The organism is Amycolatopsis balhimycina FH 1894, from assembly GCF_000384295.1.
In the GTDB taxonomy this organism is placed as follows: domain Bacteria; phylum Actinomycetota; class Actinomycetes; order Mycobacteriales; family Pseudonocardiaceae; genus Amycolatopsis; species Amycolatopsis balhimycina.
Genome location: NZ_KB913037.1, coordinates 10,690,805 through 10,703,742, shown reverse-complemented (window position 1 = coordinate 10,703,742; position 12,938 = coordinate 10,690,805). Strand labels below are relative to the sequence as shown.

The following is a 12,938-nucleotide window of genomic DNA, read 5'->3' as shown; positions in this document are numbered from 1 at the left end:
GGAGACGCATGATCTGGGCGGGACAACACGGAGGTCGTCATGACCGGCGAGTGGCGGCTTTCGCGGCGGCGGTTCCTCGCCGCGGGCGGGGCCGCGCTGCTGGGCGCCGCCGTCACGGGCTCGGCCGGGCTCGCCGCGGCCGGCCCGGAAACCGTGCGGCTGTCCGATTTCTGGCTGTTCGGCCGGTACGCCGAAGGCAGCACGGACGCCGACTTCGACGAGACCGACCTCGACCCGGTCCGGCTGCCCCACTGCGTGACGCCGCTGTCGTGGACCGGCTGGCAGCCGTCGTCGTGGCAGGAGCAGTGGCTCTACCGCAAGCACTTCACGGTGACCCCGGCGATGACGGAGGAGCGGGTCCGAGCCCGCTTCGACGGCGTCATGACGAACGCGGCCGTCTACCTCAACGGCCGCGTCGTCGTCACGCACGAAGGCGGCTACCTCCCCTTCGAGGTCGAACTGCCGGAGGTCGTGGTCGGCGACAACGTCCTCGCCGTGGTCGTCGACGGGCGGTGGGCGCTGGATGTCCCGCCCAACCTGCCGCGCACCGCGGGCCCGTCGGTGATCGACTTCTACCAGCCGGCCGGGATCTACCGCCCGGCGACGATCGGGACCGTGCCCCGCACCCGGCTGGCCGACGTCTTCGCCCGCCCCGGCGACGTCCTCTCCCCCGCCCGGTCACTGCACCTGACGTGCGAGCTGGACACGACCGTCGCGCTCGGCGAGCCGCTGCAGGTGACGGCGTCGGTGCGCCAGGCCGGCCGGGAGCTGGCGCGGGGCGCCACCGACGTCGCGCCGATGCCGGTCGGGACGAGAACCGTCGAATTCGACGTCGGCGGGCTCGGCGCGGTCCGCCTGTGGGACGTCGAGGATCCGGCGCTCTGCGACGTCGTGGTCACCGTCCGGTCCGGGCCGCGGGCGCTCGACCAGCGGGTGGTGCGGACCGGGTTCCGTGAGGCGCGGTTCACCCCGGGCGGCTTCTTCCTCAACGGCAGGCGGCTCAAGCTGTTCGGCCTCAACCGCCACCAGTGGTACCCGTTCGCGGGCGGCGCGCTGCCCGACCGCGTCCAGCGGCGCGACGCCGAGATCCTGCGCCGCGAGCTGAACTGCACGATGGTCCGCTGCTCGCACTACCCGCAGTCGAGCGCGTTCCTCGACGCCTGCGACGAGCTGGGCCTGCTGGTGTGGGAGGAGATCCCGGGCTGGGGCCGGGTCGGGGACGACGCCTGGCAGCGCCAGAACCTGAGGGACGTCGCCGGGATGGTCGTCCGCGACCGCAACCACCCGAGCATCGTCGTGTGGGGCACGCGGGTCAACGAGGCCGCCGGGTCGACCGAGCTGTACTTGCGCACCGGGAGGCTGGCGCGGCAGCTGGACCCGTCACGGCCGACGAGCGGGGCGCTGGCCACCACGACCGGCGCGCGGCTCGCCCTGCCGCCGGGCACCGACGAGCAGGTCCTGGCCTACAACGACTACACCGCCCGCCGCGGCGCACCCTTTCAGCTGCGCCCGCCGCGGGCCGGGGTGCCGTACCTGGTGACGGAGTCCATCGGCACGCTCGCCGGGGCCCGCACCTACCGCCGCACCGAGGCCCCGGCCACCCAGCACCTGCAGGCCGAACTGCACGCGAAGGCCCACGACCTGGCCGCCGCCGACGACCGCTACTGCGGGCTGCTGGCCTGGTGCGCGTTCGACTACCCGTCGGGCTGGCAGCGGTCGGTCGGCGGGTCGAAGTTCCCCGGAGTGTCGGACATCTTCCGGATCCCCAAGCCCGCGGCGGCCTTCTACGCCTCGCAGGGCGACCCACGGGTCCGGGCGGTCGCCGAACCCGGCTTCGCCTGGGACTTCACCGCCCAGCCCGCCGGGCCGGGCCGGGGCGCGACGATCTGGTCGAACTGCGACCGCCTGCTGCTGTTCCTCGACGACCGGCCCGTGGGTGAGGCCTCCAGCCGCCGCGCGGACTTCCCGCACCTGCGGTACCCGCCGTTCGCCGCCGACCTGACGGTCCCGCGCGGACGGCAGCCGCAGCTGCGCATCGACGGCTACGTGGGCGAGCGGCTGGTCCTCAGCCGCCGGTTCAGCGGCGACCGGAGCCACGACGTGCTCAGCTGCGTCCCCGACGACCGGGAACTGCGCGCCGACGGCACCGACGCGACCCGCGTGGTCATCGCGGCGACGGACCGCTTCGGGACGCTGCGGGCGGGCACGACCGGCCGGGTGACGCTGACGCTGACCGGCCCCGGCGAGCTGGTCGGCGACGAGACACTGGACTTCGGCGCGACCGGCGGCGCGGCCGCGGTGTGGCTGCGGCCGTTCCCGGGCCCGGCCGGAGCTTTGACCCTGACCGCCCGGCACGACATGCTCGGCTCCGCCACGGCGACGGTGACCACGACTGCCGCGGGCCCGGAAACCACGCCCCGGCTGTGACATCAGTTCCCGGTCGGCACCGCCGGACCATCCCGCGCCGGCCACCACGAGTGCCACGGTCTGACCTCACTCCCCCGTCAGCACCGCCGCCAGCACCGCCGCCTGGCTGATCGACGGCGACCCGCTCGCCGTCAGCAACGTCACCGGCCCCTCACCCGCCAGCTCCCGCAACCGCGTCAGCGCCGCCGCCCGGTCCGGCTCCCGCAGCTCCGCGCGGTACCGCTCGGCGAACTCCGCGAAGCGGTCCGGGTCGTGGCCGTACCAGGTGCGCAGCTCGTCGGACGGGGCCAGTCCGCGGTACCAGCCGTCCAGGACGATCGCCGTGCGGGCGGTGCCGCGGGGCCAGAGCCGTTCCACGAGCACGCGGACACCGTCGGCGGGCCCCGGCGGGTCGGACAGGCGCGCCACCCGGACGACCGTGGGCTGCATGCGCGCATTCTGCGTCGAGGCCGCCTGCGCCGCCACCGGAGAACGCGGCCGGGGCTACCGCACAGGACGGCAGCGCAGCTGCTCCGGGCAGGAAACGGCAAAGGGCCACACCGGCGATCGCGGAGGGATCGCCGGGGTGGCCCTACCCCCAGCTCGTGCCGCTGGTGAAAGCGACAGCCGAACCACCGGTCACACCGGCGGCCGAGCCGGCCGTGGACATCGTCGGGGTGATGTCCCGCGGCCCGGCCAGGATCGCCGACCGGGACTGCACAACGCTTGCAGTACGCTTGCACGCCACGACCGGGTGAACGCGAACGGGAGGTACCGGGGGTGGAGTTCCGCGTCCTCGGCGCCGTCGAGGCGACGGCGGACGGCGCCCCGGTCGACCTCGGCTCCCGCAAGCAGCGCCTGGTCCTCGCCGTCCTGCTCCTCGAAACCGGCCGCCCGGTCTCGCTCGACCGGCTCGTGGACCTGCTGTGGCCGGCCGCTCCCCCGGCCAGCGCGCGCAACACCGTGCAGGCGCTGATCTCGCGCATCCGCGCCGTCTTCCGCACCGCGGGCGGCCCCGAACTGGTCAGCGAAGGGCACGGCTACGTCCTGCGCGCCGACCCGGACACGGTCGACGCCCACCGCTTCACCGCCCTCGTCCGCCGCGCCCGCGCGGCCGGGGACGAGACCGCCGTCGCGCTGTTCGACGAGGCCCTCGCGCTGTGGCGCGGCGACGCCCTGGCCGGCGCCGCCGACGCCGACGTCGCCGAGCGGCTCCTGGCCGGGTTGCACGAAGCCCGCTGGAGCGCGCTCGAAGACCGTATCGACGCCCAGCTGCGGCTCGGCCGGGGCCGTGACGTCCTCGCCGAGCTGACCACGCTGGTCGCCGCGCACCCGCTGCGGCAGCGGTTCGTCGGCCAGCTGATGCTCGCCCTGCACCGCGAAGGCCGCACGGACGCCGCCCTCGCCGCCTTCCGCGGCCTCCGTTCCCGGCTCGCCGGCGAGCTCGGGCTCGACCCGGCGCCGGAGCTGATCCGCCTGGAGGCCGCGATCCTGGCCGCCGACCCGGCGCTGGAGCCGGCGCCCGAGCCGGCCCCCGAACCGGTGCGGCCGGCCCAGCTGCCGCACGACGTCCGCGGCTTCACCGGCCGCGCCGCCGAGCTGGCCCGGCTCGACGAACCGGCCGGCGCCGGTCCCGGGCCGGACATCCGCGTGGTCACCGGCACCGCGGTCGTCGGGAAGACCGCGCTCGCCGTGCGGTGGGCGCACCGCGTCCGCGACCGGTTCCCCGACGGCCAGCTCTACCTCGACCTGCGCGGGTTCGACGCCGACCACGAGCCGCTCACCCCGGCCGCCGCGGCCGCGCAGCTGCTGCGGGCGCTGGGCACCGACCCGCGGGCCATCCCACCGGACCCGGACGGGCGGACGGCGCTGTGGCGCTCGCTGCTGGCCGACCGGCAGGTGCTGGTCCTGCTCGACAACGCCCGCGACAGCGCGCAGGTGACGCCGCTGCTGCCGCCGTCGGGCACCGTGCTCGTCACCAGCCGCCAGCGGCTCGGCGACCTGATCGCCCGTACCGGCGCGCGTCCGGTGCCGCTGTCCGTGCTGCCGGCGGACGACTCCCGGGAGCTGCTGGAGACCGTGCTCGGGCCGCCGGCGGTCGCCGCCGAGCCGGCCGCGGCCGCGGAGCTGGCCCGCCTGTGCGGCCACCTCCCGCTGGCCCTGCGGCTGGCCGCGGCGAACCTCGGCGCCGGCGAGGCGTCCGGGATCGCGGAGCTGGCCCGGGAGCTGGCCGACGGCGACCCCCTGGCCGGGCTGAGCGTCGACGGCGCCGAGGAAAGCGCGGTCACGACGGCGTTCTCGGTGTCGTACCGAGCGCTGGCGGCCGAACACCGGCTGCTGTTCCGGCGGCTGGCGCTGGTGCCGGGCCAGACGTTCACCGCGCCGGTGGCCGCGTCACTCGCGGACGTCACCGAAGGACGCGCGAGCCGGCAGCTCAAGGCCCTCGCCGCGGCCAACCTCGTCGAACGGCACCTGCCCGGCCACTACCGCTTCCACGACCTGCTGGGCAGCTACGCGACCGGCCGCGCCGACGCCGACGACTCCCCCGGCGACCGGGACGCGGCGCGGCGGCGGCTCTTCGAGCACTACCTCGCGACGGCCGACGCGGCGGGCCGCCGGCTCATCCCGCACTTCCTCCGGTTGCCCCGGCCCGAACCGGAGCAGCCCTTCGAGGGCACCGACGACGCGCTGGCCTGGCTGGACACGGAGTGGCCCAACCTCGCCGCCGCCGTCGAGCACGCCGCGGCGCACGGCCCGCGCGAGTACGCCTGGCACCTGACCGACGCGCTCCGGGCGTTCTTCCACCACCGCGGCCACCACACGGAGTGGATCGACACGGCCACGACGGCGCTGGCCGCGGCCCAGGCCGCGGGCGACCGTCAGGCGCAGGCGGCGATGCGGCTGTCCATCGCGCTCGCCGGCGTCAACAGCGGCCGGTACGACGACGCGCGCACGCACCTGACGACCGTCCTCGCCGACGGGCTGGCGGCGGACTGGCCAGCCGGGCGCGCCGCGGCGCTCAACAACATCAGCGCGGTGCACCAGCGGCTCGGCGACGCGCACGAGGCGATCGCGTGCGGCCTGGAGGCGCTGCGGCTGTGCGAAGAGCTGGCCATGCCCAGCGTCACGATGGCGCTGGCCAACCTCGGGTTCGCCTGCGGCCAGGTCGGCGACTTCGACGCGGCCCTCGGCCACTTCGGCCGCGCGCTGGAGATCGCCGAACGCGACGGCGCGCGGTTCAGCGTCGCCGTCCTGCTGGTCGACCTCGGGCACGTCCACCGCGACCTGGAGAGCCCGCTCGCCGCCGGGTTCTACGACCGGGCGCTCACGGCCAACCGCGAACTCGGCTACCAGTACGGCGAAGCGGCGGCGCTGTCGGGCCGCGCGGTTCTGGAGGCCCGCGCCGGTGACGCCACGCGCGCCCTCGCCGACGCCGCCGACGCGGTGGAGCTGACCCGGCGCATCGGCGACCGGGGCACCGAGGCGTCGGCACTGGCCGCGCTGGGCGAAACGTGCCTCCGGCTGGGCCGGGCGGCGGACGCCGTCCCCCACCTGACCGCGGCGCTGGACATCGCCCGGGAGACGAGCTTCACCTGGTGCGAAGCGGCGGCGCTGACCGGCCTCGCCGAAGCCGCGCTCGCCCTCGGCGACCGCGACCAGGCCCGGACGCACGGCGAGGCGGCGGCCAAGCTCGCCGCCGCCTCGGGCTACCGCCCCCTCGAAACGCGAGCCGCCCAGGCCCTCGGTACCGCAGGTCCGTGAATGGCACATCGAGGGACTTGAAGTCCCTCGATGTGCCATTCACGGACTTCCTCAGCAGGTGCCGGTGGGCGGGGCGGAGCACTTGGCGCGGGCCAGGATGGTGCTGAAGTTGTCCTGGTAGGCGGCGCTGATCGCCGCGTTCTCCACCTTGATCAGGATCTCGTCGTTGTCGCGCAGGGCCGCGCCGGAGACGTTGTGCGAGCCGGTGAAGACGAGCGACCGGCCGGCTTTCTCGCTGTAGTTGCCCGTGTAGAGCATGTATTTCGAATGCACGGTGATCTCGCGGTCGTTCACGGTCGTGCTGAACCGCTTGAGCGTCACGTTCGGCTTGCCCTTGAGGGCGGCCAGCGCCGCCGTGCCCAGGTCGTCGTAGACGATCCGGACCTTGCAGCCCAGCTTTCCGATCCGGATCAGCTCGTCGACGACCGGGGTGCGCGAGTCGGCGATGTTGGCCTGCACGACGTTGAGCGAGCAGCCTGCTTCGTACTTGGTGATGTATTTCAGCAGCTGCGCCCACGTGTCGGTGGCGAACTCCTCCGACGTGCCGCCGTTCGAGTCGGCGCGCGGCGAGAGATAGCTGGTGACCATGCTGGTCAGCGTCTTGTGGTAGCCGGCGTTCGTGAAGTAGTTGTTGTCCTTCTTCTGCGCCAGCATCTTCTGCATGTGCCCGGCGTAGAAGCCGTACAGATCCGGGTCGCCGTACATCAGCAGAGCGTTGTTGAACATGTTGCCCTGCACAGTGGTCAGGTTGTACGACCCGACCACTACGACGTCCTTCTTGCCCTCGGTCTCGGAGAACATCCACAGCTTGTCGTGGTTGATCGAGTGCGGGCTGCCGTCGTGGGCGATGCAGCCGGTGTTGTCGCCGCCGGTGCCGCAGAACACCAGCTGGGTCAGCCCGGCCGACTTGAGGATCGGCATCGCGGTGTTCGCCGGGTCGTCGTCCGCGCCGCCGTCGAGGGCGATCCGCACCCTGACGCCGCGGGCCTGCGCGGCTTTGATCGCCTCGGCGAGCGCGGGCCGGGTCCAGCTGTAGAGGGAGATGTGGATCTCCGCTCCGGCCGGGGTGCCGTCGGTCAGCTGGACCAGCCGCGTTTCGATGGAGTGGTCGCGGTCGCCGTTCTCCGGCGGGTTGTTGAAGATCGCTTCCATGCCGTTCCCGGCGGCGGCCGCGGGCGCGGCGTGCACGATCCCGCCGCCGGACAGCGCGAGCAGCGCGCCGGCGGCCACGATGAGCGCCTTGATCTTGGGGACCATGTCTGCCCTCCTGTCGGAAGCTGCCAAGCTCGCAATGCGGTGTACAAGTTCCGTACAAAGTGGATGTCCATCACGACACCGTCCACAGTGGATATCTCAGCGCAGCGCGATTGATCGGTCACGCTGAGACACGTCGTGCGGGAAATTTCCCATTCCCGCACGGGCCGTGCGACACCGGAAAACCTGTTGCGGAACAACGCTTCCTACGAATACCGTTGGCCGCTCCCGGCGGGATTCCGAGGAACGCCGGACGCGGCGGCCACCAGGGCCGTCCGGCCCGGAAATCCGATTCCGATATGCCATGGCGCCCGCCGTCCGTCGGGTCTAGAAAAGGAGACCGTCCACCGTTCCCGATCCGAAAGGGATCTCTCGTGTCCGTTTTCATCGCCGTTCTGCTCGCGCTCGGCGCCGGAATACTCGTCGGCGCCCGGGTCCACACCGCGAAGGAGGCCCGCTCCAGCTATTCCGCCTACCGGTCCCGCACCGCCAAGGGCTTCGGGGAGTGGATCAAGAGCACGGTCTCGGCCGTCCTCGCGGTCGCCGGCACCATCGTGCTCCTCGTCATCCTGCTCAACGTCCTGCAGCAGGCCTGATCCCGAACCCGACTCATGGCGGGTTGTTGCGGCCCAGCCCGCAGAGGACGCTTTTCGTGGCTCCCACGGGCGGAGCCGGGAAAGGACTGCCTCCATGAGATCGAGGGTGCTTTCTGCTGCGCTCAGCGCTGCCATCGGGCTGCTGGGCACAGTCGCCGTCGCCACGCCGGCCTCGGCCGCCGCGGTCTGCGGTGACCAGATCGTCGGCAACGGCGGGTTCGAAAGCGGCACCGCGCCGTGGACACAGAGCAGCGGGGTCATCACCGCCGCCACCAGCGCGGAACCCGCGCACGGCGGCACGATGGACGCCTTGCTGGGCGGCCACGGCAGCACGCACACCGACACCCTGTCCCAGTCGCTGACGCTCCCCGCCGGCTGCGCCTCGGCGACGCTGTCCTGGTGGTCGCACATCGACACCGCGGAGACGACGACCCGCACCGCCTACGACAAGCTGGTGGTGCAGGCGGGCTCCGACACCCTCGCGAGCTACTCGAACCTCGACAAGAACACCGGGTACGTCCAGCGCACCGTGGACGTGTCGCGCTACCTCGGCCAGACCGTGACACTGAAGGTCACCGGCACCGAGGACTCGAGCCTGGTGACCAACTTCGTCCTCGACGACTTTTCGCTGACCACGACCGGGACGAGCAACCCGCAGTCGCCGGTGGTCACCTCGCCGGGCGCCCAGTCCGGCGCCGTCGGCCAGGCCGTGGCGCTGCAGATCCAGGCGAGCGACCCGCAGGGCGACGCCCTGACCTACAGCGCGACCGGGCTCCCCGCCGGGCTCGCGATCGGCGCCGCCACGGGCAAGATCACCGGTACGCCGACCACGGCCGGCACATCGTCGGTGACCGTGACGGCGAAGGACCCGGCCGGCAACAGCGGCAGCGCAACCTTCGCCTGGACGATCTCGCCGGCGCCCGCCGACTCCACACGCACGCCCATCAACCCCACTTACACGGTGAGCCTGACCTCGAACACCGCGGGCGACACCTGGACCGGGCACCAGAGCGCCAGCTTCACCAACGGGTCGGCGACCGCGCTGCCCGAGGTGTACCTGCGGCTTTGGGACAACTACCACGGCTCCTGCCCGACGACGCCGATCACCGTCACGAACGTCACCGGCGGCACGCCGTCCGCGCTGAGCGTGAACTGCACCGCGCTGAAGATCACGCTGCCCGCCCCGCTCGCGCAGGGCCAGTCGGCGACCATCGGGTTCGACCTCAAGATCGTCGTGCCCAGCGGCGCCGACCGCTTCGGCCACGACGGCGCGTTCAACATGATCGGCAACGCGCTCCCGGTGCTCGCGGTCCGCGACGGGGCCGGCTGGCACCTCGACCCGTACACGAACAACGGCGAGTCGTTCTACACGGTGATCAGCGACTTCGACGTCACGCTCGTGCACCCGACGTCGCTGCTGACGCCGGCCACCGGCACGTCGACCGAGACGGCCAGCGGCAGCACGACCACCACGCACGCGGTGGCGGCCAAGGTGCGGGACTTCGCGTGGGCCTCGGGGCCGTTCGCGAAGATCACCACCACGTCCGGCAAGGGCGTGCGCGTGAACGTCTACTCGGTCAGCGGCATCTCGACGAGCAGCGCCAACTCGATGCTCTCGCTGGCCGCGGACGCCATCGACGTCCACTCGGGCCGCTTCGGCGACTACCCGTACGGCGAGGTGGACGTGGTGCTGGACAACAACTTCTGGTTCGGCGGCATGGAGTACCCGGGCTTCGTGATGGACCTGGTGTCGAACGTGGCGCTGCCACACGAGCTGGCGCACCAGTGGTTCTACGGGATCGTCGGTGACGACGAGTACAACTCGCCCTGGCTCGACGAGAGCTTCACCGACTACGCCACCGACCTCTACCGCGGGATCACCGGCAGTGGCTGCGGCATCACCTGGCAGTCGAGCGCGGAGAAATTGACCAACTCGATGGCCTACTGGGACGCGCATTCGTCCCGCTACTCCACGGTGGTCTACAACTACGGTAAGTGCACGCTGCACGACCTGCGGCGGCTGATCGGCGACACGGCGATGGCGAACCTGCTGAAGTCGTACGCCCAGTCGCACTGGTACGGCGTGTCGACGACGGCCGAGTTCAAGGCCGCGGCGCAGGCGGCGGCCGGCTCGACCGACCTGACGTCGTTCTGGGCTTCGCACCGCGTGGAAGGCTGAGAAATCCGGTTGGAGTTCCCCGTCCGTGTCCGCCACTGTGGGGACATGGACGGGGAACGCCTTTTCTGCGACGTCGCGCTGGCGGAGCGGATCGAACGCGCCGAAGCCCGGTGGGTCGCCGATTGCAGCGACGCCGCGCGGGCGCGCCGCGGTGACACTGTGGGCTTCGCGCGCCCGCTCGCCGGCGGAATCGCGAGCTTCGCCGAGGCGGATTCGCCGTTCGACAAGGTCGCGGGCCTCGGCTTCGAAGGCGTTCCGGACGCCGATGCGCTCGATGAGGTCGAGCGGGCCTTCGCCGAGCTGGGCGCGCCTGTTCAGATCGAGCTGTGCCAGCTGGCGGACCCCGAGGTAGGGGCCTTCCTCACCGATCGCGGCTACCGCCTGGAGTCGTACGAGAACGTGCTCGGCCGACGGCTCGGCGACGCCGTGGACGAGGTGAGCGGGGACGTCCGGCCGTGCCGGGACGACGAGCTGGAAACCTGGCTGGCCGCCGTTGCCGACGCCTCCTTGGTCGTCGACACCGAAGGGCTGCCGTCCCACGAGGACTTCTCCCGCGAGACGCTCGTGACCGTGTTGCGGGACATGGCCGGAGTGCGGCGGTTCCTCGCGGAGCGGGACGGCGAGTTCGCCGGCGGCGCGAGTTTCCGCGTCACCGACGGCATCGCGCAGTTCGCCGGCGCCGCGACCGTGCCGGCCCACCGCCGCCGGGGCGTGCAGACGGCGTTGCTGCGCGCGCGGCTCGCGGCGGCGCGGGCGGCCGGGTGCGACCTCGCCATCGTCACGACGCTGCTGGGGACGAAGTCCCAGCAGAACGCCCAGCGGCAGGGGTTCGACCTGCTCTACGCCCGGGCGATCCTGGTGAAGGGCACCTCCGCGACGAGGTCTTCCGGCGCCGAGAGCCGCCAGGCCTCGTAGACGAGCTCGGCGAGCTCGTCTACGTCGATCCGGTCGAGGTACACGACCACCCAGCCGAACCCGCCCGCGGTGAACTGCACCTCGAACACGTCCGGCCGTTCCGAGACCAGCGCCAGCTGTTCGGAGATCGTCTGCTTGAGGCCGACGGTCCGGGTCCGCGGCCAGTGGTAGCCGAACCGCTTGCCGCGCACGCTGAACGACGAGTAGTCGCGGGCCTCCGACCGCTGGACCTCTGCCAGCGCGCCGAGCACGCGTTCGAACTCGTTCACCCGCACAGTCACTTTCGCTCCCCTGCTCTTCGGCGACCACCGTAGCGCGCCGGTACGGTGCGGGACATGAGCGAGCCCGCGACCCGGCTCACCGGGCACGCCGTCACCGGGACGCGCCGGCTGTCCGGGGACCTCACCGAAGCCGTTTTGGACGACGGCCGGGTGGTCGTGGTCAAACGCGGGCACGGCACCGGCGCGACCGCGGCCGAGGCGGCCGGCCTGCGCTGGCTGGCGTCGGCGGCGGCGGTCCCGGTGCCGTCGGTGCACGGTCAGGACGAGGACTGGCTGGTCATCGACCGTGTCCCGGAGGGCCGGCCGACCGCGGCGGCGGCCGAACGGCTCGGGCACGGCCTCGCGCGGCTGCACGCGGCCGGTGCCCCGGCGTTCGGGGCTGCTCCCCCGGGTGGCCCGGCCGAGGCCTGGATCGGCCGGGCCCCGATGGCGAACGCCACGGGCGAAGACTGGGCGACGTGGTACGCCGAGCACCGCGTGCTGCCGTACGTCCGGGAGGCGGCCGACGCAGGAACGTTCGGGCCGGCCGAAGTGACGCTGTTCGAGCGGGCCTGCGGCCGGCTCCCGGCGCTGGCGGAACCGCCGTCGCGGCTGCACGGCGACCTGTGGAACGGCAACGTCCTGTGGGACGGCCGGGACGCCTGGCTCATCGACCCGGCCGCCCACGGCGGGCACCGCGAAACCGACCTGGCGATGCTGCACCTGTTCGGCTGCCCGCACCTCGACCGCGTCGTGGCGGCCTACCAGGAGGTCAGTCCCCTGGCCGACGGCTGGGCGGAGCGGATCGGCGCGCACCAGCTGTTCCCGCTACTGGTGCACAGTGTCCTGTTCGGACAGTCCTACGCCGGGCAGGCGGTGGCGGCGGCGCGTTCGCTGCGCTAGCAGTGCTGCAGCATGGTCTCCAGCGCCTTCTTCTCCGGGACGGTGATCGTCAGGCCGTAGTTGGTTTTCACGACGACCCAGTCGGTGGCATAGGTGCACCAGTACGAGACGAGCGGCGGTTTCCACTGGTCGGGGGCCTTGTCGCTCTTCTGCTCGTTGACGTTGTCGGTGACGGCCTTCAGCTGCGGGCGGACGAGGTCGTTCGCGAACTGCTCGCGCCGCTGCCGGGTCCAGCTCTTCGCGCCGCTGATCCAGGCCTGCCCGAGCGGCACCATGTGGTCGATGTCCACATCGGTCGCTTTGTGCCAGGTCTGGCCGTCGTAGGGGCTGACCCAGGTGCCGGACTTGGGGGCGCACTGCGCGTCGGTCTTGACGTCCTTGCCGTCTCGCTTGAGGACCTGCTCGCGGGTGTCGCAGTTGGCGTCGACCTTGTCCCAGTGCGGGAACTCGTCACGGGAGTAGCCGTCCATGGTGCCGCGCACGGCGATCTTGAGCGCCGCCAGCTGGGTCCGCGCCTCGGCGGCCGAGATGGGCGGGGCGGCGGCCGTCCCGGTGGACTGGGTACCGGAGGCCAGCTCGTCCGGCACCTTGCAGCCGGAGAGGGAGGCGCCCGCGAGGACGGCCAGCAGGACGAGCGCTCGGGTGCGCGGCATCGTGAACCCC

General features: G+C 72.6%; 10 protein-coding genes. 6 read left to right on the top strand and 4 right to left on the bottom strand.

Annotated elements, in window-relative coordinates:
* Nucleotides 1-39 precede the first annotated feature (39 nt).
* Nucleotides 40-2,427, top strand: coding sequence for a glycoside hydrolase family 2 protein (locus tag A3CE_RS0149065; RefSeq protein ID WP_020647485.1), 2,388 nt, complete (start codon nucleotides 40-42; stop codon nucleotides 2,425-2,427).
* Between the two features lie 66 nt (nucleotides 2,428-2,493).
* On the opposite strand, the gene A3CE_RS0149060 is transcribed toward A3CE_RS0149065, so the two are convergent.
* Nucleotides 2,494-2,856 carry a DUF488 domain-containing protein gene (locus A3CE_RS0149060; RefSeq protein WP_026469608.1) on the bottom strand — a complete coding sequence of 121 codons (363 nt, stop codon included), beginning with the start codon at nucleotides 2,854-2,856 and terminating at the stop codon, nucleotides 2,494-2,496.
* A 330-nt stretch (nucleotides 2,857-3,186) separates the two neighbouring features.
* Here A3CE_RS0149060 and A3CE_RS0149050 point away from each other — a divergent pair, with 330 nt between their 5' ends.
* Nucleotides 3,187-6,168, top strand: coding sequence for an AfsR/SARP family transcriptional regulator (locus A3CE_RS0149050; RefSeq protein ID WP_020647482.1), 2,982 nt, complete (start codon nucleotides 3,187-3,189; stop codon nucleotides 6,166-6,168).
* 51 nt (nucleotides 6,169-6,219) lie between these two features.
* Here A3CE_RS0149050 and A3CE_RS0149045 read toward each other — a convergent pair whose 3' ends face one another.
* Complete coding sequence (locus tag A3CE_RS0149045; RefSeq protein WP_020647481.1) at nucleotides 6,220-7,425, bottom strand: phospholipase D-like domain-containing protein; 1,206 nt, start codon at nucleotides 7,423-7,425, stop codon at nucleotides 6,220-6,222.
* A 371-nt stretch (nucleotides 7,426-7,796) separates the two neighbouring features.
* Between A3CE_RS0149045 and A3CE_RS0149040 the strand changes: the two genes are divergently transcribed.
* The 3 genes from A3CE_RS0149040 (at nucleotide 7,797) to A3CE_RS0149030 (ending at nucleotide 11,112) form a co-directional block, all read left to right on the top strand.
* The gene (locus A3CE_RS0149040; RefSeq protein WP_020647480.1) at nucleotides 7,797-8,018 is read left to right on the top strand and encodes a hypothetical protein; all 222 of its coding nucleotides are present in this window, start codon (nucleotides 7,797-7,799) and stop codon (nucleotides 8,016-8,018) included.
* Nucleotides 8,019-8,124: 106 nt separating this feature from the next.
* Nucleotides 8,125-10,197 (top strand): putative Ig domain-containing protein, encoded by a 2,073-nt coding sequence (locus A3CE_RS0149035; RefSeq protein WP_020647479.1) that lies wholly within the window; start codon nucleotides 8,125-8,127, stop codon nucleotides 10,195-10,197.
* Nucleotides 10,198-10,242: 45 nt separating this feature from the next.
* A complete protein-coding gene (locus tag A3CE_RS0149030) occupies nucleotides 10,243-11,112 on the top strand; it encodes a GNAT family N-acetyltransferase (RefSeq protein ID WP_020647478.1) in 870 nt (289 codons plus the stop codon).
* Here the strand turns inward: A3CE_RS0149030 and A3CE_RS0149025 are convergent.
* The gene (locus A3CE_RS0149025; RefSeq protein ID WP_026469607.1) at nucleotides 11,037-11,393 is read right to left on the bottom strand and encodes an MmcQ/YjbR family DNA-binding protein; all 357 of its coding nucleotides are present in this window, start codon (nucleotides 11,391-11,393) and stop codon (nucleotides 11,037-11,039) included. The two genes, A3CE_RS0149030 and A3CE_RS0149025, sit on opposite strands and share 76 nt — an antisense overlap.
* 54 nt (nucleotides 11,394-11,447) lie before the next feature.
* Here A3CE_RS0149025 and A3CE_RS0149020 point away from each other — a divergent pair, with 54 nt between their 5' ends.
* A complete protein-coding gene (locus A3CE_RS0149020; protein ID WP_020647476.1) occupies nucleotides 11,448-12,275 on the top strand; it encodes a fructosamine kinase family protein in 828 nt (275 codons plus the stop codon).
* On the opposite strand, the gene A3CE_RS0149015 is transcribed toward A3CE_RS0149020, so the two are convergent.
* A complete protein-coding gene (locus A3CE_RS0149015) occupies nucleotides 12,272-12,928 on the bottom strand; it encodes an HNH endonuclease family protein (RefSeq protein WP_020647475.1) in 657 nt (218 codons plus the stop codon). The two genes, A3CE_RS0149020 and A3CE_RS0149015, sit on opposite strands and share 4 nt — an antisense overlap.
* Between the last annotated feature and the right edge of the window lie 10 nt (nucleotides 12,929-12,938).